Source organism: uncultured Roseibium sp. (genome assembly GCF_947499295.1).
Taxonomy (GTDB): Bacteria; Pseudomonadota; Alphaproteobacteria; order Rhizobiales; family Stappiaceae; genus Roseibium.
In genome coordinates, this window is the sequence record NZ_CANMNP010000013.1 from 25,619 (window position 1) to 47,343 (window position 21,725).

Annotated in this window: 18 protein-coding genes and 2 tRNA genes; 10 read left to right on the forward strand and 10 right to left on the reverse strand. The window is 54.4% G+C overall.

Features of this window, described 5'->3' with window-relative positions:
* Positions 1–403: 403 nt before the first annotated feature.
* Positions 404–841, forward strand: a complete 438-nt coding sequence (locus Q0835_RS19005) for a MerR family transcriptional regulator (protein WP_298821738.1) — start codon at positions 404–406, stop codon at positions 839–841.
* 89 nt (positions 842–930) lie between these two features.
* Here the strand turns inward: Q0835_RS19005 and carA are convergent, their stop codons facing one another.
* A complete protein-coding gene (gene carA / locus Q0835_RS19010) occupies positions 931–2,118 on the reverse strand; it encodes a glutamine-hydrolyzing carbamoyl-phosphate synthase small subunit (protein ID WP_298963753.1) in 1,188 nt (395 codons plus the stop codon).
* 247 nt (positions 2,119–2,365) lie between these two features.
* Between carA and Q0835_RS19015 the strand changes: the two genes are divergently transcribed.
* From Q0835_RS19015 to Q0835_RS19030, 4 genes are all read left to right on the forward strand, one after another.
* Entirely contained in the window at positions 2,366–2,866 is a 501-nt protein-coding gene (locus Q0835_RS19015; protein ID WP_298963754.1) for a GatB/YqeY domain-containing protein, read from the forward strand.
* Positions 2,867–2,996: 130 nt separating this feature from the next.
* Complete coding sequence (gene dnaG, locus Q0835_RS19020; RefSeq protein ID WP_298963755.1) at positions 2,997–4,937, forward strand: DNA primase; 1,941 nt, start codon at positions 2,997–2,999, stop codon at positions 4,935–4,937.
* A gap of 531 nt (positions 4,938–5,468) precedes the next feature.
* Positions 5,469–7,463 (forward strand): RNA polymerase sigma factor RpoD, encoded by a 1,995-nt coding sequence (gene rpoD, locus Q0835_RS19025; protein ID WP_298821745.1) that lies wholly within the window; start codon positions 5,469–5,471, stop codon positions 7,461–7,463.
* Positions 7,464–7,638: 175 nt separating this feature from the next.
* Positions 7,639–8,766 carry a DUF930 domain-containing protein gene (locus Q0835_RS19030; RefSeq protein WP_298963756.1) on the forward strand — a complete coding sequence of 376 codons (1,128 nt, stop codon included), beginning with the start codon at positions 7,639–7,641 and terminating at the stop codon, positions 8,764–8,766.
* A gap of 15 nt (positions 8,767–8,781) precedes the next feature.
* Here the strand turns inward: Q0835_RS19030 and Q0835_RS19035 are convergent, their stop codons facing one another.
* The 7 genes from Q0835_RS19035 to Q0835_RS19065 form a co-directional block, all read right to left on the reverse strand.
* Positions 8,782–9,348 carry a hypothetical protein gene (locus Q0835_RS19035; RefSeq protein ID WP_298963758.1) on the reverse strand — a complete coding sequence of 189 codons (567 nt, stop codon included), beginning with the start codon at positions 9,346–9,348 and terminating at the stop codon, positions 8,782–8,784.
* 70 nt (positions 9,349–9,418) lie between these two features.
* Positions 9,419–10,318 (reverse strand): M91 family zinc metallopeptidase, encoded by a 900-nt coding sequence (locus tag Q0835_RS19040; protein ID WP_298821752.1) that lies wholly within the window; start codon positions 10,316–10,318, stop codon positions 9,419–9,421.
* A 163-nt stretch (positions 10,319–10,481) separates the two neighbouring features.
* Positions 10,482–11,951, reverse strand: a complete 1,470-nt coding sequence (locus Q0835_RS19045; RefSeq protein ID WP_298963759.1) for an MFS transporter — start codon at positions 11,949–11,951, stop codon at positions 10,482–10,484.
* A gap of 236 nt (positions 11,952–12,187) precedes the next feature.
* The gene (locus Q0835_RS19050; protein WP_366142364.1) at positions 12,188–13,342 is read right to left on the reverse strand and encodes a slipin family protein; all 1,155 of its coding nucleotides are present in this window, start codon (positions 13,340–13,342) and stop codon (positions 12,188–12,190) included.
* A gap of 396 nt (positions 13,343–13,738) precedes the next feature.
* Positions 13,739–13,803: transfer RNA gene (locus Q0835_RS19055), tRNA-Leu, on the reverse strand.
* Position 13,804: 1 nt separating this feature from the next.
* Positions 13,805–13,879 (reverse strand) — tRNA-Thr (locus tag Q0835_RS19060).
* A gap of 291 nt (positions 13,880–14,170) precedes the next feature.
* Positions 14,171–14,497 carry a helix-turn-helix transcriptional regulator gene (locus tag Q0835_RS19065; RefSeq protein WP_298821758.1) on the reverse strand — a complete coding sequence of 109 codons (327 nt, stop codon included), beginning with the start codon at positions 14,495–14,497 and terminating at the stop codon, positions 14,171–14,173.
* 75 nt (positions 14,498–14,572) lie between these two features.
* Here Q0835_RS19065 and Q0835_RS19070 point away from each other — a divergent pair, with 75 nt between their 5' ends.
* Positions 14,573–15,046 carry a DUF6428 family protein gene (locus Q0835_RS19070; RefSeq protein ID WP_298963760.1) on the forward strand — a complete coding sequence of 158 codons (474 nt, stop codon included), beginning with the start codon at positions 14,573–14,575 and terminating at the stop codon, positions 15,044–15,046.
* Positions 15,047–15,112: 66 nt separating this feature from the next.
* Here Q0835_RS19070 and Q0835_RS19075 read toward each other — a convergent pair whose 3' ends face one another.
* Entirely contained in the window at positions 15,113–17,260 is a 2,148-nt protein-coding gene (locus tag Q0835_RS19075; RefSeq protein WP_298963762.1) for a di-heme-cytochrome C peroxidase, read from the reverse strand.
* A 291-nt stretch (positions 17,261–17,551) separates the two neighbouring features.
* Positions 17,552–18,457: a LysR family transcriptional regulator gene (locus Q0835_RS19080; protein ID WP_298963764.1), complete on the reverse strand. Its 906-nt coding sequence runs from the start codon at positions 18,455–18,457 to the stop codon at positions 17,552–17,554.
* A 158-nt stretch (positions 18,458–18,615) separates the two neighbouring features.
* Here Q0835_RS19080 and Q0835_RS19085 point away from each other — a divergent pair, with 158 nt between their 5' ends.
* The 4 genes from Q0835_RS19085 to Q0835_RS19100 all read left to right on the forward strand — a co-directional run bounded on the left by Q0835_RS19085 (position 18,616) and on the right by Q0835_RS19100 (position 21,665).
* On the forward strand, positions 18,616–18,921 hold the full coding sequence (locus tag Q0835_RS19085; protein WP_298963766.1) for a DUF1330 domain-containing protein: 306 nt from the start codon (positions 18,616–18,618) through the stop codon (positions 18,919–18,921).
* A 73-nt stretch (positions 18,922–18,994) separates the two neighbouring features.
* The gene (locus Q0835_RS19090; protein WP_298963768.1) at positions 18,995–19,789 is read left to right on the forward strand and encodes a CmcJ/NvfI family oxidoreductase; all 795 of its coding nucleotides are present in this window, start codon (positions 18,995–18,997) and stop codon (positions 19,787–19,789) included.
* A gap of 90 nt (positions 19,790–19,879) precedes the next feature.
* Positions 19,880–20,848, forward strand: a complete 969-nt coding sequence (locus Q0835_RS19095) for an LLM class oxidoreductase (RefSeq protein ID WP_298963770.1) — start codon at positions 19,880–19,882, stop codon at positions 20,846–20,848.
* A 10-nt stretch (positions 20,849–20,858) separates the two neighbouring features.
* Entirely contained in the window at positions 20,859–21,665 is an 807-nt protein-coding gene (locus Q0835_RS19100) for an SDR family NAD(P)-dependent oxidoreductase (RefSeq protein ID WP_298963772.1), read from the forward strand.
* Positions 21,666–21,725 lie beyond the last annotated feature (60 nt).

Below are 21,725 nucleotides of genomic sequence, written 5' to 3' on the forward strand. Positions count from 1 at the left end.
CGCGACGGAAGATCACTCTATTTATTAGTGCTAGATTATCGATAATTAATATTTATACCTAGAAATCAAATTTCATCAGGAACTATTTATTCAAAGTTGTATGCCCTTTCTGCATTTATTGTAGTTTTAGTTTTCGAAAAGCTGAAACTTGCGCGGAAAGTAGTCAATAATTCCAATTTTACTGTAGATTTTATCTATCATTCTGTTGTATTAGACTGGTGCTTAGTCTCCTAGGAGTCTGATGTTGGGAGCTTCTGAACCGGCAAGCCACGCTTTCCGGCAACAGGAGCTTTAAGTGTAGTGTCAGTGGGACCTGGCGGACCGATGGTGGGATCGGAAAACCAGGGGCGTTGCACGACCCAATCAGCCCTGGAACAAAAAGGACAAGATCGGGCTTAATAGAATGAACAATGTAGCTACCAAGATGGTCGTTGTTCCGGACATCGCTGGTCCGGGGCAAGACGTGGTAATTGAAGATCGCTCGCTTGCGATCTCTGAAATGTCAGAACGTTTCAACGTCACGCTGCGCACACTGCGTTTTTACGAAGAAAAAGGTCTGCTGAACCCCGTGCGCAAAGGCGCAAGACGGTTTTATGGACCGCGTGATGTGTCACGCATGCGTGTCATTATTCAGGCGAAGAAAATCGGTTTGACCCTCGCTGAAATCCGCAGGGTGATCAAGCTGGTTGAAGGAAATTCCAAACGCGAAGATCAGTTCAGGGAACTTCAAGAGATCTGTAAGGGTCAGCAGGAAATCCTGCTGGAACAAAAACAGATGCTTGATGATCAGATCGCCGAGGTTGACCAGATCCTCACGGTGTTCGGCGAACTCGTTCACTAACTTGTTTTCAATTCAGAAAAGCCCGGCAAGCTTGCTTGCCGGGCTTTTCGTTTTCTACGCCGGGTCGGTTTCGATTATGGAGATGGAACCTATGCCGGTTCTGTTTCTCTTGCCTTCATCAAATCCGTAAACCGCTTGAACAGATAGTGACTGTCACGCGGCCCCGGGGAAGCCTCCGGGTGATATTGCACGGAAAAGACCGGCTTGTCCTTCATTGCCAAACCACAGTTTGAGCCATCGAACAGCGAAATATGCGTTTGCTCAACGTTGTCAGGCAAGCTTTCAGCGTCCACTGCGAACCCGTGGTTCATTGATGTGATTTCGACTTTTCCGGTCGTGTGATCAAAGACCGGATGGTTGGCGCCGTGATGGCCCTGGTGCATTTTCAGTGTTTGCCCGCCAAGCGCTAGCGCAAGCATCTGGTGGCCCAGGCAAATGCCAAAAGTCGGGATGCCCTTGTCGACGATTTCCTTGATGGTACTAACGGCATAAATACCCGTTGCGGCCGGGTCACCCGGGCCATTTGAAAGGAATACGCCATCTGGACGATGTGCGAGCACATCGTCTGCCGTCGCGGTTGCCGGCAATACGGTCACTTCGCAACCGGCATCGGTCAGCAAGCGTAAGATGTTGCGCTTGATACCAAAATCGATCGCAACGACCTTGAACTTACCTCCGGTTGCTTCGCCAAATCCTTCGTCCCATTGCCAGGTCGTTTGCGACCAGGGGTGCGATTGGGTCGTCGAAGCGTCTTTTGCCAGATCCATTCCAACCAGGCCGGGCCAGTTCGACGCGGCTGTTACGAGCGCGTCGCGGTCGAATTTGCCATCCGGAGCGTGAGCGATAACCCCGTTGGGCACACCCTTTTCCCGAATGAGAGCGGTCAGCGCACGCGTGTCCACACCGCAGATTCCGATCATGTTGCGGCTTTTCAGCCAGGCATCCAGATGGCGTGCGGCTCGATAGTTGTTTGGATCGGTGACCTCTGCTGCAAGCACCACGCCACGAATGCCGCTGTCGGCCGCCATGTTAACGGTCTCGATATCCTCGTCATTCGTCCCAACGTTACCTATATGGGGAAATGTGAAGGTTATGATCTGTCCGGAATAGGACGGGTCGGTCAGGATTTCCTGGTAACCGGTCATGGCGGTGTTGAAGCAGATTTCACCAACGGCCTGTCCCGTCGCGCCAAGGCCTACACCCTCGATGATGCTGCCGTCGGCGAGCACAAGAAGGGCGGTCGCCGGGGTCTCGGACCATGCGTCTGCAGTCGTCATGTCTTGTTTCCAGGTCTTGTTGGTGACATCATGCGCTGCAGGAAAGGCGTCTGAAGCGGGAAAAAAGGACCCGCATTAGGCCGTCTGCATTAAGCGCGGGACTCTATGGGAAGCGGCTTGGATCGTCAATATTGATCCGTTGAAAAAAGATCTTTAAAATTCAATGACTTGGCTGAGTGGTTCGCGTGGGCGTCGAACGACGTCGAGCCTCAGCACGGCAGGGGTAGAGTAATCCATGGGCGAAGCGATGCGTGACAGAATCAACGCGGCCCTTAAAGCTGCGCAAGATGACGGCAACAAGCGCAGATGTGCGACCTTGCGTCTGGTTCAGACAGCGGTGAAGGACCGCGAAGCTGCGGCACGGGAGAACGGCAAGGACGGCGTCAGTGAGCCTGACGTTGTTGAAATCCTTCAGAAAATGATCCACCAGCGGGAGAGCTCCGCGGTCGAATTTGAAAGCAGTGGGCAGCTTGACCTGGCCGAACAGGAGCGCGTTGAGCAGGAAATCATTCGCGAATTCCTGCCTGCTCAATTGAGCGACGAGGAAGTGCGGGCGATCTGTGAAGAGACCGTCAAGGACATCGATGCCCATGGACTCAGGGACATCGGCCGTTGCATGAGTGAACTCAAGACCCGATATCCGGGTAAAATGGACTTTGTCCAAGCGTCATGCGTCGTCAAGGATATGTTGCGTACCAACGGAAACGGCGCAACCGCAGCTGAAGCCAGCGGTACGGAAGCAGAGTGAAGGCGGTCAGAAATCTCACCGTGCCCTAGCTTCATTCGCATTTACCCACTATTTTTGTCAGCTCGATTGGCAGTCCGTGTGGCGGCCATGGATTGATTGATATTTCTGAACTCCAGGCAGCCATAACCTCATGCGCTTTGATCAGCGTCTTCTTGATGAAATTCGTGCCAGGCTGACGCTGTCAGATCTGGTCGGACGACGGGTCACCTGGGACCGGCGCAAGACCCAGCCCGGCAAGGGCGACTATTGGGCGTGCTGTCCGTTTCATCAGGAAAAGAGCCCCAGCTTCCACGTCGATGACCGGCGTAATCGATACAAGTGTTTCGGCTGTGGCGCGTCAGGCGATCACTTCACCTTTGTCTGTGAAACTGAAGGCCTCAGCTTTCCAGAGACGGTCGAGCGGCTTGCTGAACAGGCAGGTGTTGCCTTGCCTGCTCCTGACCCGCAGGCTGCAAAACGGGAAAAGAGGCGTGCCGGACTTGCAGATGTCTGTGAGATGGCAGTCCAGTTTTTCCAAGCCGAGTTTGCTGGCGGACGTGGCGAGACTGCACGCAAATACGCTCTTGGACGCGGCTTAAGCCGTGAAACGCTCGCCGAATTCAGGTTCGGTTTTGCTCCGGACAGCCGGGACGCCCTGAAAGGCTATCTGGCGGCAAGGGACGTTCCGGAAGCGGTCATGGTGGAAGCGGGCCTGGTGATCAAGCCGGAGGACGGCCGGCCGGGATACGACCGCTTTCGCGGACGACTGATGATACCGATCCAGGATGACCGCGGGCGTGTGGTCGCATTCGGCGGAAGAACGCTTTTACCCGATGGGCAGCCGAAATACCTGAATTCTCCGGAAACGCCGCTCTTTCACAAGGGTGTCATGCTTTTCAATGCGCACAGGGCGCGTGAACCTGCATTCAAGTCGGGTGAAGCTGTGGTGGTGGAGGGCTATCTTGATGCAATTGCATTGTCGCAAGCAGGTGTTCGGCACGTGGTTGCTTCCTTGGGTACGGCCTTTACCGAAGATCAGGTTGTTCGGCTTTGGAAATTCGCCCCGGAACCTGTGATCTGCTTTGACGGGGACGTTGCCGGTGTTTCGGCAGCGCATCGCGCGATCGACAGGATCTTTCCGGTTCTCAAAAGCGGCTTTTCATTCCAGTTCTGCTTCCTTCCGGACGGCATGGATCCGGATGATCTTGTCAAAAAACGGGGGCTGGAAGGGTTCCATGCCGAGGTCGCCCGGGCCCAGTCACTATTCGACGTCGTTTGGGACAGGGAGATTTCGGTCTCGCGACTGGATACTCCGGAGCGCAAGGCAGCTCTTGAGAAGCGGTTTGACGATCTGATTGGTACGATCAAGGACGAACGTGTTCGTCGGCGCTATCAGCTCGATCTGAAGTTCAAGCTTTCCAATCTGTTTTTCGAACAGGCCCGGCAAAATCGAGGCAACGGAAAGAAACCCGCTGACATTCCTTCACTCGGCAGGGTACGTGAAAGCGTGGCCGCAAGTGATGATTTTGGCACCGAACGCCTGTTGTTGGGACTTTGCATGCGGTTCCCGCACTTGCTGGACCGAAATTTTGAACGGTTTTCCAGACTGCCGTTTGTCAACGAACTTCATGTGCAACTGCGCGATATTCTCTGCCGCATTGTCGACGACCTGGAAGAGACACCGATTGCGGACCTGACGAGTGCCTTTGACGAGCCGCTCAAGGACATCATGTATGAGATGATGTTGGAGACGATTGGACTTCAGCAGCAAAAACGCGCGGAATTTTCAGCACTCAATCATCGTTTCCCCCTATTGAAATCAAATCCACCCGAGGATTTTGTCGAAGCGGCCTACCTCCACTTCATCGACGTGTTGGAACTGAATGCATTGGAAGACGAGCTGACAACGGAACTCAAAAGTGCCGATGAAGAACTCGATGAACATTCCTGGGCGCGCATCCAGGCGTTGACGCAGGATCTCAGCCGGCGGCGCGAAGAGTGCGCCCGCGAGGAGCAGGATCTTGCTGAACGAGCCAAAAAAATCAGATTGGCCGGACCGCAAGCACCCGCCGAAACAGTTGCGGCAGGGTAGGTTTGTTCGGCGCTGTCGAAAGGTTCTTGAGTGATTGCCGATAAGTGTCGGCGCAGAGGTTGAGCCTGCTTTCTTAAATGGCAACTGCCGTGCAGGCTTGAAAGATGCCCGAAAAGCCTCTTGTTGCCCCGCAAAAGGCTAAAAAATGCATTTTCCCATTGACCTGTGACGAATCACACTTGCGAATCGTGAGCGTCGAGCTAAATAGGAGTTTTGCAGCCATTGCGCGCCGCAGCCAGCAAGCCAGCTCGCGGCAATAGTCTGAAGAAACGCTGCAACCCGTTTGAACACCACACCCGCGCTCGATCTTCGAGTGTGAGACAAAAAGGTCGTGCGCTTAGTCGATGCTGATTTTTCACAATGTCGAAAAGTGTACGGTTAATTGGGACTTAAGGGACACGGCTTACAAACAACCCACACTGATTCTTTGGATCGCCGCCGCAAATAAAAGCAGGCGCGCCGAAACCGGATTGGGTTGAAGCTAAACAAAGGGCGCTGCGTGGCCGCATCGGCCACGAACTGGAGCACGATATGGTAGCCAAAGCGACACAGGCAGACGAAAATCAGGAGCAGAGCGCGGACGGCACGGATGGCCCGTTGCTGGACCTGTCGGATGCCGCCGTCAAGAAGATGATCAAAGCCGCCAAGAAACGCGGCTATGTCACTTACGATGAGCTGAACGAAGTCCTGCCTTCAGAGCAGGTGTCCTCCGAGAAGATCGAAGACACCATGTCCATGCTTTCCGACATGGGCATCAACGTGATCGATTCCGAAGAAGCTGACGACGGCCCGGACGAAGTCGATGGCGGTGAGTTGGTGACGGCCACTACAACGGCTGTAACCAAGACAACCACGACCAAGGAACCGGCCGACCGTACCGATGACCCTGTACGCATGTATTTGCGTGAAATGGGGTCGGTGGAACTGCTTTCCCGCGAAGGTGAAATCGCCATCGCAAAGCGCATCGAGGCCGGCCGCGAGGCCATGATCGCAGGCTTGTGTGAAAGCCCGCTGACGTTCCAGGCCATCATCATCTGGCGCGACGAGCTGAATGAAGCCCAGGTTTTGCTGCGCGATATTATCGATCTTGAAGCAACCTATGCAGGCCCTGACGCCAAAGCCGGTCCGGCTGTTGCAAACGACGATGTTGCGCCCGGCGAAAAGCCGGCTGAAACCGCTGGCGGCGTTTCGGAAGAGACCGAGGGTGAAGAGGGTGAAGGCGACAACGACGAGGACGATGACGACGAGTTTGAATCCAACGTCTCGCTTTCGGCCATGGAAGCAGAGCTGAAGCCAGGCGTTCTGGAAACTTTCGACAACATCGCGGACAACTACAAGAAGCTGCGCCGTCTTCAGGACCAACTGGTTGAAAACAAGCTGGCCAACAAGACATTGTCGCCCAGCCAGGAACGTCGCTACAAGAAGCTGAAAGAAGACATCATCGTCGATGTGAAGAGCCTGTCGCTCAACCAGAACCGTATCGACGCGCTGGTTGCTCAGCTCTATGACATCAACAAGCGTTTGATGGGCTATGAAGGCCGGCTTCTGCGTCTTGCGGACAGCTACAACGTTGATCGTACCGATTTCCTGAAACAGTATCAGGGTGCCGAACTCGATCCGAACTGGCTGCGCAAGGTGGCAAATCTTTCCACGCGGGGCTGGAAGAACTTCATCGCCAAAGAAAAAGAAACCGTTCGCGAGCTGCGTCAGGAAATCCAGACGCTGGCAACCGAAACAGGCCTTGAGATCACCGAATTCCGCCGGATCGTTGCAATGGTTCAGAAAGGCGAGCGTGAAGCCCGTATCGCCAAGAAGGAAATGGTCGAAGCCAACCTGCGCCTCGTGATCTCCATTGCAAAGAAATACACAAACCGCGGCCTTCAGTTCCTGGACCTCATCCAGGAAGGCAACATCGGTCTCATGAAGGCGGTCGACAAGTTCGAATACCGGCGCGGATACAAGTTCTCCACCTATGCAACGTGGTGGATCCGTCAGGCGATAACCCGGTCGATTGCGGACCAGGCGCGGACGATCCGAATTCCGGTGCACATGATCGAGACGATCAACAAGATCGTGAGAACATCTCGCCAGATGCTGCATGAGATCGGACGCGAGCCAACACCTGAAGAGCTGGCCGAAAAGCTGCAGATGCCGCTGGAAAAGGTTCGCAAGGTCCTCAAGATCGCCAAGGAACCGATCTCGCTTGAAACGCCGATTGGGGATGAAGAGGATTCTCACCTGGGCGATTTCATCGAAGACAAGAACGCCGTTCTGCCGATCGATGCAGCCATCCAGTCGAACCTGCGTGAAACCACCACACGTGTTCTGGCTTCACTCACACCGCGTGAAGAGCGCGTCCTCAGAATGCGCTTCGGCATCGGCATGAACACCGACCATACGCTTGAAGAAGTTGGTCAGCAGTTCTCCGTAACGCGTGAACGTATTCGCCAGATCGAAGCAAAGGCTCTGCGCAAGCTGAAGCACCCCAGCCGGTCTCGCAAGCTGCGCTCGTTCCTCGACAGCTAAGGCTGCAGACAAAACACTATTGCGGAAACCCGGCAGCGATGCCGGGTTTTTGTTTGCTCAATGGCATGGTGTGACAGAACATCGACACCATTTTCAGAAAATGTGAAACTGGATTGACGGCGGGTTTTCGCTCAGGAGCGCTTTTTTGGCCCTAATCGCAGATACAGACAGACCTATGGAGGACGTAAACTCCGAGGAAAAACGGTATCTTGCACTCGGACTGACGGCGTCCTTGCTGTTGCATGGGCTGGCAGCTCTTCTGTTGACCGGTGTGATATCCGGATATGAGCCGACACCCGTTCAAACGCCCATTGAAGTTGAACTGATCACGCCGCCGGAGCCGGAAGTCGCGGAGGTTCCGGAAAAGCCTGAGGCAGAAGAGCCACCTCCGGAATCGGAAGAGCCTGAGGCCGAAGAACTCGAACAATCCGCACCTGCGCCACAAGAACTCGCTGAGGCAGAACAGCAGCAGGAGACGCCAGTGCTGCCGTCGGTTGAAGAGTTTAGCGACGAAGATGAAGAAGGCACCGCTGAACCGAACACTGAAGAAACCGAGACGGACGAGGTTTCAGAAGAGCTTCCTGAAGACGTGCCTGAAGACACTTCTGAAACGGTGGAAGAAGATACCGACTTGCCGCAGGAAGAGATTGAAGAGACCGATACGGCAGACAACTCTGCTTCAGAGCCAGAGCCAGAGCCAGAGCCAGAGCCAGAGCCAGAGCCAGAGCCAGAGCCAGAGCCAGAGCCAGAGCCAGAGCCAGATGTGGAAACGGATGTTGTCGAGGAGCCAGGAGTTGAACAGCTTCTCGGCGACGACGAGGCTGCGCCTGTTGACGACTTCGGAACAGTTGGCCGGATCGCGACATCTCAAACGCCAACACCCAAGCCCGACCGGCCCCAGGCAAGTGCGCGCCCTGCGGCATCAGCAGCTCCTCAGCGTCAGGACCTGTTGCAGGCACGCGAACTCTATTCTGAGCGGATCCTGGACGATACTCGCAGCCGGACGGCCATGCGGGGAATGCCGGCCGGGCAACGGCTGAACCTTTTGTGTATGACGGAGCTGCGTGCCCAACTGACGATTGCCAGCCCGGTTCCACCTGAACTTTTGCCCAGCTTCAGACCGCAACCCGGCACGGTGCTGGAACCCCGGCGGGCCGCGTTTCGAAGTCTGGGGCGATGGTTCGACGTCGCTTTCCGGTGCGAGACGGATGGCGATGTTACGCGGGTCGAAAAGTTCGCTTTCAAGATCGGACCGGAAATTCCCCAAAGCCAATGGGCCGAGCGGGGGCTGACAGGTTTTTAGGAGGCAGTGATTGCCTCAGCCAAGGTCATAGACCCGGACTGTACCAAGTGGTCCAGTCATGAGGTACTTCTGGGACTCTATGGGAAATGGGTCGAAGTACGGGTGCGACCCGTTGTCAGTCTCCGCCACACGAGCGAGTTCGCTCGTTCCTTGTGCTTCCATAAAGTAGCCGATACGAAAATAGGCGTTCATGTCGAGAACACCTTGTGCAGGCGGGAAGTCATCCCGGTCGATATAGGGGGTCCAAGGGTAGACAGGCTGTGGCTGCAAGACGGTTTTTTCAATTGTGCGACCTGGCCTGACAGGTGTGACAAAGGGAATGTTGAACCCTTCAAGCAGCATGCCCTCCGGCACGTCGACAATCTGGCGGCTGAACACAAGTTGTCCCTGCTCGATTGATGCGTAACAAGCCTCTACCAGTGGAAAGACAGAACCATTGAACTCGTCATGAAGGACATCGAAAAGATAGGCGGTTCGATCGCTCAGATTTCTTACCTGATAGCTGAGACGGAGCGTCGGACCGTCCTGCTGGATTTGAACCGCCAAGGATATGTCATTGTTTTGATTGCTGGACGATGACATTGCGGATGCCTTTTTCTGGAAACTGAAATTGAAGCCTGAGGACAACAGCCCGAGCAGCAGGAAGCGTCGATCAATAGAATAGCCGTTCGGGTTGTTTGGGGTCCCATTCCTCACGGAGTTTGTTTTCACTGTAGGGTTCGTTGTCATGTGGCGGTATTCCAACGGTCCTGGCTTCTTCCTTGATGACCTTGGCATTTTTGGTCGGATCTGCAGGATCTGGTTTGCTGTCATTGTCCACTTTCGAGAAATCGAGCTCACCATCGGCGGCATGTTGAGCGTGGATCAACTCATGGCCAAGGCCGATTTCGGGTGGACGTGTCTGCCACGGCTGTGCGGTTCCATAACTCGTCCGATTGGGATTGTAGTGCACAGTCGTATCGCATCCTGACCCTGGATTGCCGCTGGAATCCAGTTTGCCGTCATTTGTAAAACCAGTGACCTTATTCCCGCCAGTTGTCTCTTTTATCGTTATCGTTTTGCCTGAATTGTGCAGATCGGTCAAAAGCTTGGCACCGGATGGTGTCTGCGCGAGTTTGGCCAGTGCCTGAACTGTTTGCTCTCGGAACTTTTCGGTTCCCTCAATTTCGATTGACGGCCCAACTTTGGTGGTGCCGACCGGGCCCGGGCCAGCTGCTCCGCCACCACCAGCTCCGCCGCCGCCTCCTGCGCCCGCAGTTCCGATCAGAACAGTGGGATATCCGGTAACGATCGAACCCGCTTTCAGGGTCAGGTCGGTCATACGCGCCGCAGGTAGGCCCTCAACCAGAACCGTCCAGGCTCCTGTTACGATGGGATCGCCGCCGATGGGCGGGGGCGGGCCAACGCATATGCAAAGATCAGTGACGCGCGCCTGGGGCATCATGCCGGTAAGCACGGTCCAGGCGCACTTCCAGACAATCGGCAACGGCACACCAAAGCACATCGGACAAATATGCTGGTCAATAAGGAGCCGGGCGGCGGGAAATTTCATGTAACTACCGTTTTTCGAGCAATAATGATGAAATTTTCCGCCTTGAGCCCTTTTTAGTCAATGCCTCTACGTCACACTTTTCATCTTTCAGCACCTTCAGGTTTTGCGTTTTCGGAAAAAGGGTCAGAGCATCTTGCATTGTCTGCATGATCGAGAATTGCGCTCAATCAGCTTTAACTTCTCCGCTTTCCGCGTGGATCAGACGCCGCCGCAAAACCAGCATTGCACTTGCCGGCACCAACATTAAGAACGCGTTTGTGTAAAAAACCGAGGGACCGGACTGAGCGATGACGGCCTTGGTCAGCAAGCTTTCGGCACCTGGCGTGATCAGTCCAGTCTGTATTGCTATCAGGCCGGTAAGGCCACCACCGATCGCAATGCCGGCAGAGGAGATGGTTGGCAGAATGCTGGACACAAGGTTCTGCTCCTGTCCCTTTGCCGTATACATCAGCGAGCGCATCAGGATCTGACTGGACAGCCCGTGCCCGGCACCCGCAACAATAGCGGCCAGGGCAAAAAGAGTGAGCGAACGCGTTTCCAGAGAATAAGCTGTCATCGCCAGCCCAATGGCGATCAGTACGGGGCCTGTGACCAGATAGGTCATCTCCCGTTTCCGAGATGGTGCGCGTGCAGACACCCAGGAAAAGACTGTCCACGAAAAGGCAAGACCGGCAGCAACATAACTCGCTTCGGTCACGCTCATGTCCCAATAGACCTGTCCGAAGGTGGTGACAAAAATGGCGCGCACTGCGGCAACCACGGATGTAAGAAAGACGATCCAGGTGCCCAGCCCGATCAGTGTTTCGAGCCGGAAGGCTTCTTTCGGAAAGAGGCTGCGGACGCTGTTTGCATCGATTTTCAACAATATGGTGGCTGCTATTAGACCGGCCAGAATGGTCAGGGTTAACCGGACCGGCGTATGTGCTTCGCCGATTACGGTCAGGAAATAGATGCTTGCGACCAGGAGAAGGAGGCGCAGGACAAATCGGTTGCTTCCTGTCGACTGTGTGGGATTGTGGCCAGAGCGTGCCGCAGCAGACGCTGCGGGCAGCGCCGTGTTCATCAGGACAAAGAGCAACAGGACCAGCGGGATATTCACCAGAAATGCAGCCCGCCAGGACCAGAGCTCTGACAAAAGACCGGCAGAAACGGGGCCAATCCCAGCCGCCAGGGCCCAAACGCCTGATAACAAAGCGAAAACACGTGGTGCGGCATGGTTTGGAAACAGATCAGGGATAAGCCCATAGCAAAGGGCGATGATCATGCCTTCTCCGAAACCCTGAAACGCGCGCCCGGCAATAAGGCCTTCCAGGGAACCGCTGAGACCTGCCAACGTGGAGCCGAATGCAAGCAGGCTGGTCGCCAGAAGAAAGGGAAGCCGCGCGCCGAAACGCACTTTGACCGCGCCAGTCAGGCAGCCTGCCAGAATTGCCATCATTTCAAAGGAACTGAAAACCCAGAAAGCCCGGTCTTGCCCACCGAGATCGCGAATAATGTCCGGGAGAACCGCTGTTGTAACAAAGCCGTTGATGGCATGAGACCCAACCCCGAGCATCAAAGCCAGTGTTCCTGCAGCGCGGTCGCGGGAAAACAAATGCGGGGGGCAATCCTGTACAGGCGAGCTGACGGCCATTGGAACCTCAATAAAAAAACATTTCCCTTTCTATATGGGATGGAAATCAATAAAAAAAGAAAAAACTTTTTTATTATGTGATTGAGCTTGACCCCTCTGTGAAATGGCAATCAGTTTGAGACTGGGAGACCGTTATGAAAGAGGCGAGTTCAGCGCTCAAACTTGTGAGGAACTCACTTTGAAACAACCGCGCGAGAAAAACGGCGCGGGTTTCCCCGCGCCGTTCATTGTCGTCATCAAGCCGTGGTGTCGTCACGCAGCTTGACGAGATCGTTCATCAGGCCTTCCGTCCCGTTGTGAACCGTCAAACGATCCACTTTTCCGGCAATCGCCTCGAGAGCTTCCAGCTCTTTCAGGCGCAACATGACCGGATTTTCGGCCATGACCTTCGCGGTGTTCAGAAGCGAACGTGTTGCGTTCGTTTCCTCCCTACGGCGGATGACATTGGCTTCAGCTTCTTTTTCAGCCGTCACCACCTTGTTGAGGATCTCACGCATTTCGCCTGGCAGGATGACATCCTTCAGAACAATATCGGAAACCTCGATACCGATCTTTGCCATGTCAGTCTTGATCTGCGCCTCGGCTTCTTCGTTCACCTCTCCCTTGCGTTCAAGGATCTGGTCAAGCTTCAACGCACCAAGCTGCTTACGAAACACCAGCTGAAGCGCCCTATAGAGCGTATCCGAGAAGTCCTTCACGTCCTGCGTGGCTTTCACCGGGTCGACCACACGGTACTCCGCAGACAGGTTGATCCGGATCGTGACACGATCAAGTGTCAAGACTTCCTGACCGGTGACATCGAGGCTCTGACGCTTCAGGTCGATCAGCTTCTGCGTCACTTTTCGACCAGTGCTCCAGTAGGCATGCAAGCCTGACTGCAGAACTTTGGTGAGAACCCCATCGACGAACAAAAGCGCTACGCTACCGTCGGTCACCGGGATCACGACGTGATGCTGGGCCTTTTGGGCTTCGCTCAGACGACGCTGCAACTCTGCAGGCAACTCAGGTTCTGCAACCGTGTCGACTACCTGCCAGGTCCAGGGACCGGCTTCGTTCCAGAGAACCAGCTTATCATTCGGACCGACCACGGTATGAATGAGCTTGTCGCGCTCGACAATCGCGATTTCACCAGGTCCGGTTCGAACAACGGTCAGCAGCTTTTCGACAACTTCAGGAAATTTATCGAAAAGTGCCTTCTCGTAGACGGAACGAAACTGAGGTATCGCCAGATTGTGTCGCTCGATCACGAGTGATCCACGGCCGCTTTTCAGGCTGTGGTCCCCTGGTCCGAGGATACCCTTGAGTTTACCCTGCAGAAGGTGAAGAGCACGTTCGTTTTCAGAAATCAGTACGCGGGTACGTCCGCGGATCTTGTTGAGAAAGTTCATCATTTCGATATTCCTTCCGTGGCACTAAGGCACGTGGTTGTCCTTTCTTCGGGTTGAAGTTGGTTAGAGTTGGTTGAAATCCGGCAGACTGACTGGCAGCCTCCCGAGGCGAAAATCTGAGACCTGAAGAAAGCGCGGGCGCTTTCGGCGGGGCGCGGAACAGCGGATCTTGCGGCAACAGCACAGGGTACGCCCGTTCGAAAACCAGTGTTCCCGGCAAGGCTGCGGCGCGATCATGAAACGCGACCGGACGAAGGCCCCCGGCATCTGCACTTTGCACACTTAGGCCAAAGGCCAGGCGCACAAACCGCGTCCGCAAGCTTTCTTCAGGTCCCGCAATGTAAACAGCTTGACGAGCTGCTGGCTTGGAAAGCCAGTCCGGTTTTCAAGACCGGGTTTTGGAGCGGGAGTTGAACCCGCGACATTCGGAGTCTGGATCCGATGCTCTACCAACTGAGCTATCCATGGAGCACAAGACAGGAGTTGAACCTGTTGCCTCCGGGTCACATTCCCGGCGTTCTACCGTTGAACTACTTGCGCAGGTACCGAAATGTTCAGAACAACGTCCGTACGTGAGTGCGACAGCGTCGGATCACGCGGGTGACAAAAACAGCCAAACCGCTGACGTTTGTTCCGAAGCCCTGATCGGTAAAAGGGTGATAATACAAAACAGACGATGAGCTCAAGTATGAATAAGACTGTTGTTTTAAGTTGGTGCAAAAATGCAACATACTGTAGTATTTTCGCAACTATCTCGCTTGGTGGCGTTGTTCTTCTTTTTGAGAGCAGCCGATGACGTGTCTCATTGATGGGTTTGTATCTCGGTGATGGTTAGCAGCCGCACTGTGGTGTGCAACAGGCACGCACTGTCTCATGATTGTTGCAGCAGTCTTCAAGGAGATATCGGATCAAGGCTCCCATTGCAGCAAAGTCCACCTTGTAGCAAATCTGCCGTGATCGCCGGTTTGCCGTGATCAGGCCTGCATCTGCCATGTTCGACAGATGAAATGAAGTTCGCGACGGTGTTCCGTCAGAAGCCTCGGCTATGTCTCCGGCGGTCATCCCGTCTGGACCTGCTGCAACCAGTCTTTTCAAGATCCTCAACCGTGTTGCGCTGGAAATTGCGGAAAGAGCGGCAAGTGCATCGGTTTCATTCATATTTCAAACTTTCTTGAAATTTAAGTTCGTTTGTGAAAGTATATTTCAATAAAAATTGAAATGAAAGGTGACGTTATGTCGTTGAGTGATCTTTTGGAGACGCTTCAGGCTCTGCCGAGCGAAGCGCCGGTCGTATTCCTGACAGATGAAGGTGAAATTGGCGCCGGCTATCATGTAACTGAGCTCAAACTGTCTCATGTGACCAGTATCGACTGCGGCGCTCGCATTGCCAGTTGGTCGGAGGCAGCGCTCCAGTTGCTCGACGGTGCGGACGGCGGCCATATGACAGCTGGCAAGCTCAGTGCCATTCTCAGACAAAGCATAGCTAGAGTAAGCGGCCTTGCCGCCGTGCCTCTAAAAGCGGAATTCGCTCACGGAAATGAGGGAATGCACCTCTACGGGATCGATACGCCGGAATTGGAGGGGGCAAAGGTCGTTGTTCGGCTCACACAACTTCGCGCGCATTGCAAGCCGGCACTGGAGATGCCTGCGAACCAGAACATGTCCGCCTGTTGCGGGACCTCGCCACAGTCTCAATGCTGCGGCTAAGTTGTAACGAGCTAGATCTAAGGTTCGTCCCGGCGCGTTCGTTTGCCATCTGCGCCGGGTCAGGATTCAGAGAGTTTTGATATACTCCAGAAGCGCGTCGAGCTGTTCCGGATTGTCCCTGAAAAATCGTGTGCTGTATTCGTGACCGGTGTTGCTGTTTCCGGGCAGCGAGGTGTCGACCACGAAACCACCGGCGTCAATGAAGCCAAGCGTTTCGGGATCGTAGGTCCTGCTGCCGACTTCAAAAGCCTTTTGGCGGCACAGACGTTGGCCTGTATCCGCGTCTATTTCTCCGCCCGTTTCAGGGCAATCCGCCGGCAACATAAGTTGACGCATTGTTCTGATTGAACCGTTGTGCAGATAAGGGGCTGTTGCCCAAATGCCGTTCAATGGCCTGGCCTTATAGACAAACAGTCGTTGCCGGGCTGCCTCCGCTTCTGCGGCAGATGTATCTTCTTCTGTCGAGGGGTCGCTTCGTCTCAGAATCTCGCGGATCTTCGACCGGAGGATACCGTTGCGGGAAATGTCGAGACCCTGTACCCAGTCGATCAGATTGTCGCGTTCCGCCTCCTCGATGGCGTCTATCAGGATGCGGATGCGCTTCAGATTGCTCGCATCCTGTGCTTCAACAAGGCGGGCCTGAACGCGCTCGAGAAACGCGCGCCGTTCTTCCGGCTGACCTAGCATGATGGCATCTAGGGTGTTCTTGGGGTCGTTGAGAACCTTGTTGACGATCACGCCGCGCACCGCATAACTGACAAGCTCTGCACCGCCGCCCTGGGAGGAGAAGCGGTGTTTGTCGGTCAATGGAAACGTCAGTGGAAGAAAAGCTTTTACCTGTCCGTTGATTTCTTCCGAGATGGGATAGACCTGACCTAAAAAGTTTCCGGCCATCTGGGCATCGGTCCCGAGCTTCTCGATTGAAATGCGTTCTGCCTCGATGCGCCGGTTTGGATCGTCGCGTTTGAAGGCCGTGGTCAGTTCGGTGTTGTCCAGTCGGCCGTCATGGCATTCAAGGCAACGTTGCTCGTAGAGTGCCTTGCCGCGCTCGACCATGGAGGGTCCGTTGCCGGCTTCTGGCTGAGAATTGATCTTGCCCAGAATGTCTTCTGGCCATTCTGGAGACTGCAAATCCCAGAGCAGGGCTTCCAATTTATAAAGACCGTCCGCCTTGATCGAAGAGGCGTGGCCGATGCAGATCGTGTTGTCGAGCCCGCCCCATATGCTTTTCCAAACCTGTGCCAGTCTGCCCAGGAAACCGGTATCTTCAGCCAGGCATTCTGAAAGCTTGCCGTCGATCGGGTTATAATCCAGGCCCCCGAATACGCCCAGAACTTCGCCGACATTCCGGCCCAGTGCACCCGCTCCTTCGTTGGCCACGCTCGCGTTCCACTGGACGAAATCGTGCTGTGGCGTATCCCAAATGAAGGGGTAGCTGACCGGTGCGTTCGCGCGCTTGCCGTTTGCATCGTCCAGTCCTTGCGCGGAAACCGACACGGCATTGAAGATAGCGCCAATGGCGTCGAGCCGGGAAAATCCGTATTCGTGGTCTCCCTTGTTCAGCTCATTCCAGGCTGAACGTGTTTGTGCGAGTTCGGCGAGTTGCTGCTTCAGCGCGGTCTTATCGCCTGCTGTCGTTGCCGGGTGGCCGAGGACTTTTTCAGCAAAGCGTTCGAACCTGGCCTCATCTTCAACGGTTGCTATAAGTGCGTCCTCCAAAGACCACATGAAGCCTTCGAAGTCGGCCATTGCAGGCGCGCCGTCTATCAGGAGCTTCTTGCCGTTGAATTCAACCTGTCCGGTGTGGCAGGCGGCGCATGTCAGTCCGAGCCATTCGGTTGAAACCGGCGCAAGAGGGTCATCTTTGGCAACCTTGTCGCGAGTGAAGCCGATGGGCAGCCCATCGGGATTGAGGGGCGTTGGTTTCTGTGGCAAGTACCGGAAAGTGTCCAGGTGTCCGCTGTCGGAAAATGCCTCCTGTGTGCCTGCCTGTTCAAGCGCCAGGAACCAGCTGTACGGCATGACCCTGGACCCCTGCGGCGTAAACCAGAACTCCTGCTGCTCCTGTGCATCCCAGTTCTGGCAAAGGGTAATCTCGCCATCGAAGGCTCCGTCAAAACTTGCGGGAACGCATTCGTCTGCTGATATTGGTGTTGCAAGGCCGGTTGTGGCAAATGATATGATCAATAAGCTGAAAATCTTGAGTATTTTCATTGTATGTTCTCCAACTAAACTTGGAAATACAATTAAAAGGTGCATAGGGTTGTGTAAAAAATATATGTAATTACGTTAGGTTAGCTTGTCTTTTGTGTCAATGAATTGAGACTTGTTGACTTCCTTTTGTAGTTTATTTGGAAGAAAGGCTACCTAAACTGCAGCGGTCTATCATTAATAAGCTAGAGGTTGTTCTTTCTTGTGTCGAAAGCGACTTTTGATTGTTGCTTGGTTTTGCCCTTCATTCTGGTCGATGTCGTCGCTACGGGTTGCCGGGGCAGCAAGTTCGGGTCAGGGTTTCCAGGGAGGACTTTTCCCAATTTTTTCAAGAAGAAAGTCGATGAAAATTCTGACTTTTGGAGTGAGGACGTTGGCTTTGGGGTAGACCAGCCAGAGCACCGTTCGGTCATCGACTTCATAGTCGGGCAAAACCCTTACAAGCGTGCCGTTTGCCAGTTCGCGATAAACGCTCCAGAGGGAATTTGCGGAAATGCCTGCACCGCCAAGCGTTGCAATCTTCTGACTAAGGCCATCGTCGATCGTCAATCTGGATGTTGCAACCGCAGGATCAAAGTGCCCGATTTCACCGGATTTGCAGACAAGCTTTCTTGCCGATTGATGCCTGAAGGCAAGCAGTTTGTGTGCCTTCAGATCCTCGGGGTGGATTGGCGTTCCGTGTTCGGCGAGATACTCCGGCGATGCACATAAGAGGCGCGTGTCGTTTGCGAGTTTGCGTGCCTTTAAACTGCTGTCTTCAAGAGCACTGTTGCGCAGAGCAAGATCAAAACTCCCGTCGATCAGATCAAACGGAGTGTCTGAGAGCCTCAAATCGAGGTTGAGGCCGGGATGCCGGTCCAGCAATTCGGGCAGGAGCGGCATGATATAGAGTTGAGAAAACGTGCTCGGGGCTGCAAATCTGAGTGTTCCGGCAACATCCTGACGTGTCAGGCCTAGAGCGGCTCTGGCCGCGTCCTCCTGCGCCAGGATTTCCCGTGCATAAGGCAAAAACTCCGCACCTTGCAGCGAAAGCGAGACCTTGCGGGTTGAGCGGTGCAGCAAGTCTGTCCCCAGGCTCATTTCCAGTTTGGCAAGTTTGCTGCTTGCGACAGCCGGTGCCATGCCGAGTTGCCGTCCGGCAGCGCTGATATTCAACTTGTCTGCCGCGAGAACGAACAAGCGAAGGCTTTGCGTGTCCATCTATTATATCCAAAAAACGAATTATGAAACTAGAAATAGCACTCTTATATATTTTTTGAAGATATTTATTTTCTCGTCAGCACCAAACGGGGCGTCGCAAGCCCAGCGCAATTGTCGGGCCCGGTTGGATAAGAAACTGACACCAAGGAACCAATTCAGTGGCCTATTTTTCCGTACTCGCCGTCACACCAACCAGCGAAGACTGGATACCAGACTACATTGCTCCGGCTAACAAACTCGTTGCGAAACATGGCGGCAAATATCTTGCCCGAACCGCAAAACATGAGCAGCTTGAAGGAAAGACCCAGTCCTCAGCACTGCGCATTGTTATCGAGTGGCCTTCCAGGGATGCTGCGGTCAATTTCATGAACGATCCGGAGTATGTGCCGCATCTTAAAGCCAGGACTGCGGGTTCCGAGAGTTTCCACTTTCTGATCGAAGGCAAGGACGATCTCGCGTCCTGAACGGCGATAAAACGGCGATCCGCCGCCCACCACTCCAAAAACTTTTCTGCATGCTCTAGTTAGGGGCTTCATTATGCACGTCGAAGCAAGCGTGAACTATCACGTTACCGCGCCTGGTCGTCAGGCATTCCACATTGACGCAGGCGGTGTTGAAGGCAAGTTGCTGTCGCCTGTTTTGGTTCCCACCAGTGTTTCGGTGCTGGATCTTCGCGACGGTCAAACCACTGTCGATTTTCAAAACGACAGCGTCGTGTTTGTCGACAGCCCCTCATCTGTTGTTGACTTCGGTGCGGACGGAGGCTGGAAACCGGAATACGACCTGCATCTGACTGAATTGTTGAAAGAACAAATTGGTGCAGAAGACGTTCTAGTATTCGACCACACCGTGCGCGTGGATGATCCTGCGTCGGGTCGCAAGCCTGCCCGGAATGTTCACAGTGACTATAGTGAAACAGGTGCGCGTCAACGCCTTGTCGACCTTGTTGGCAAAACCGAAGCCGAAGTCTGGGAAGAGGGGCACTTCGGTTTTGTGAATGTGTGGCGGCCCGTCAAGGCACCAATCATGAGCGCACCATTGGGATTTGTGCGTCCTCGCTCAGTCGCAAAAGAAGACTGGGTACTGCTTGATCTGATCTATCCAGACAGAGCCGGTCAGATCATGGGGCTGGTAAATGCTGCCGGTCATGAATGGGTCTATCTGTCTCGCATGAGGCCCGACGAAGTCGCGATCTTCAACATCTTTGACAATAAAGGCCTGGCATCGATTGCCCATAGCGCTCTCGACAGGGTTGAAAACGGTGGTTTGGGCAGTGTGCGCATGAGCATCGAGAGCCGAACACTTGTGCGGTACGCAGACCGCAACAAATGACCGAAGCTGGCTGTTGCCGGCAAGAACAACGCTGTGAACCGCAGGCGGCAAACCCCGTCTTGTTTCGCACGCCCGAGGAGAGATGCCAAAATGCTCGAAAATGTTGAAAACCAAGGCTTCTTGTCCATCAATCGGGCTTACAACAGCACTTTCGTACCTGAACATCTCAGCCTCGGCCTGGTTGTTCCGATGGAGAATTATGGCAACAAGGCAGTGCCGGACCTGGAACGTCACCTTGAGAGGGCGCAGCTTGCAGAAAGTCTTGGTTTTTCTGCGGTGTGGCTTCGAGACGTTCCGTTCAACGTGCCTTCGTTCGGAGACGCAGGCCAGCTTTTCGACCCGTTTGTCTATCTTGGATACCTGGCAGCTGCCACCGACAGGATAGCGCTTGGAGTCGCCAGTGTTGTGCTGCCATTGCGTCATCCTGCCCATGTCGCCAAAGCCGCTGCCAGCGCTGATGTTCTGTCCGGCGGCCGGCTGTTGCTTGGCATTGCCTCCGGCGACAGGCCAGAGGAATACCCGGCCCTGAACCTGCCATTTGCCGAACGCGGAGCATCTTTCCGCGAAAGCTATGCCTATATCCGCCAAATGGCGACCAGGATGCCTTCCTTTGACAATGCTTATGGCGCCCCAGGCGGTGGTATGGACATGCTTCCCAAACCAAAGGCGGGTCGGTTGCCTATGCTGATCACTGGTGGAAGTCAGCAAAGCCCGGAGTGGCTCGCAAAGAACGGAGACGGTTGGATGACATATCCACGCGGTCTCGATGTCCAGGCGAGAGTTATCGTCGGTTGGCGTCAACGGGTTCTGGAACTGAGCACTTACGACAAGCCGGTCATGCAGCCGCTTTATGTCGATCTGACGCAGTCAGACGACGAGCCGCCACGACCAATTCATCTGGGATTTCGGATTGGGATCCCGGATCTGAAAAAATACCTCAAGTCACTTCAGGCAATCGGTATCAACCATGTTGCCCTCAATTTGCGGTTCAATGGCGCGGACATTGAGACCACGCTGCACCGTCTTGCAGACGGTTTGTTGCCTGAATTCGGACGTTAAGGAGACAAAGATGAGCAAAACAATTCTGATTACAGGTTCGACCGATGGTATTGGACTTGAAACTGCGAAGCGGCTTCGAGAGAAGGGCCACAACGTCCTCTTGCATGGACGAAATCCTGAAAAGCTTGAAGTTGCCAAGTCGGCGCTCTCGGCAATGTCCGGCGCGGGTGAAATATCGGGTTATCTTGCAGATTTGTCCCGACTCGAAGACGTTCAAAGGCTGGCAGACGAAATTGCCGAAAATCACGACCATCTGGATGTTCTGATCAACAATGCAGGTGTCTTGCGGAGCCCTCGTGACAGAACGGAGGAGGGTCTCGACGTCCGATTCGTTGTCAATCTCTTTGCCCCGTATCTGCTGACCAAGTGCCTTCGGCCGCTCATGGATGGCAAAAGCAGAGTGATCAATCTGTCGTCGGCGGCTCAGGCACCTGTCAGTCTCGATGCGTTGTCCGGACGTGAACAGTTGTCTGCAATGGATGCATATGCCCAAAGCAAGCTCGCCTTGACCATGTGGTCGCAGCACATTGGAAAGGAGCGCGGAGCAAGGGAACCGGTCGTGATTGCTGTTAATCCGGGGTCTTTGCTGGCGAGCAAAATGGTCAAAGAGGGCTTTGGCGTTGCCGGCAACGATATCGGTATCGGCGCTGACATTCTGATCCGTGCTGCCTTGTCGGAGGAGTTCGCCGGTGCGTCGGGACAATATTTCGACAATGACTCTGGCCGGTTTGCTGCGCCCCATCCCGACGGGCTAAAGAAGGCCAAGATCGAAGCATTGATGGCCGTATTGCAAGACTTGGTTCCTCTAAAGTCCTGATCTAAAACCTAAATTGATGATTTCAAAGGCCTCAGTTTCCTGTGGCCTTTGGAAAGCTCG

What these genes read in the sequence shown, in the direction of transcription:
- Q0835_RS19015 (WP_298963754.1), top strand. Translation starts at nt 2,366, where the DNA reads ATGCGTGACAGAATCAACGCGGCCCTTAAAGCTGCGCAAGATGACGGC.
- rpoD (WP_298821745.1), top strand. Translation starts at nt 5,469, where the DNA reads ATGGTAGCCAAAGCGACACAGGCAGACGAAAATCAGGAGCAGAGCGCG.
- Q0835_RS19035 (WP_298963758.1), bottom strand. Translation starts at nt 9,348, where the DNA reads ATGTCATCGTCCAGCAATCAAAACAATGACATATCCTTGGCGGTTCAA.
- Q0835_RS19095 (WP_298963770.1), top strand. Translation starts at nt 19,880, where the DNA reads ATGCTCGAAAATGTTGAAAACCAAGGCTTCTTGTCCATCAATCGGGCT.
- Q0835_RS19080 (WP_298963764.1), bottom strand. Translation starts at nt 18,457, where the DNA reads ATGGACACGCAAAGCCTTCGCTTGTTCGTTCTCGCGGCAGACAAGTTG.
- Q0835_RS19065 (WP_298821758.1), bottom strand. Translation starts at nt 14,497, where the DNA reads ATGAATGAAACCGATGCACTTGCCGCTCTTTCCGCAATTTCCAGCGCA.
- Q0835_RS19070 (WP_298963760.1), top strand. Translation starts at nt 14,573, where the DNA reads ATGTCGTTGAGTGATCTTTTGGAGACGCTTCAGGCTCTGCCGAGCGAA.
- Q0835_RS19030 (WP_298963756.1), top strand. Translation starts at nt 7,639, where the DNA reads ATGGAGGACGTAAACTCCGAGGAAAAACGGTATCTTGCACTCGGACTG.
- Q0835_RS19090 (WP_298963768.1), top strand. Translation starts at nt 18,995, where the DNA reads ATGCACGTCGAAGCAAGCGTGAACTATCACGTTACCGCGCCTGGTCGT.
- Q0835_RS19075 (WP_298963762.1), bottom strand. Translation starts at nt 17,260, where the DNA reads ATGAAAATACTCAAGATTTTCAGCTTATTGATCATATCATTTGCCACA.
- Q0835_RS19050 (WP_366142364.1), bottom strand. Translation starts at nt 13,342, where the DNA reads ATGATGAACTTTCTCAACAAGATCCGCGGACGTACCCGCGTACTGATT.
- Q0835_RS19005 (WP_298821738.1), top strand. Translation starts at nt 404, where the DNA reads ATGAACAATGTAGCTACCAAGATGGTCGTTGTTCCGGACATCGCTGGT.
- Q0835_RS19100 (WP_298963772.1), top strand. Translation starts at nt 20,859, where the DNA reads ATGAGCAAAACAATTCTGATTACAGGTTCGACCGATGGTATTGGACTT.
- Q0835_RS19040 (WP_298821752.1), bottom strand. Translation starts at nt 10,318, where the DNA reads ATGAAATTTCCCGCCGCCCGGCTCCTTATTGACCAGCATATTTGTCCG.
- dnaG (WP_298963755.1), top strand. Translation starts at nt 2,997, where the DNA reads ATGCGCTTTGATCAGCGTCTTCTTGATGAAATTCGTGCCAGGCTGACG.
- carA (WP_298963753.1), bottom strand. Translation starts at nt 2,118, where the DNA reads ATGACGACTGCAGACGCATGGTCCGAGACCCCGGCGACCGCCCTTCTT.
- Q0835_RS19045 (WP_298963759.1), bottom strand. Translation starts at nt 11,951, where the DNA reads ATGGCCGTCAGCTCGCCTGTACAGGATTGCCCCCCGCATTTGTTTTCC.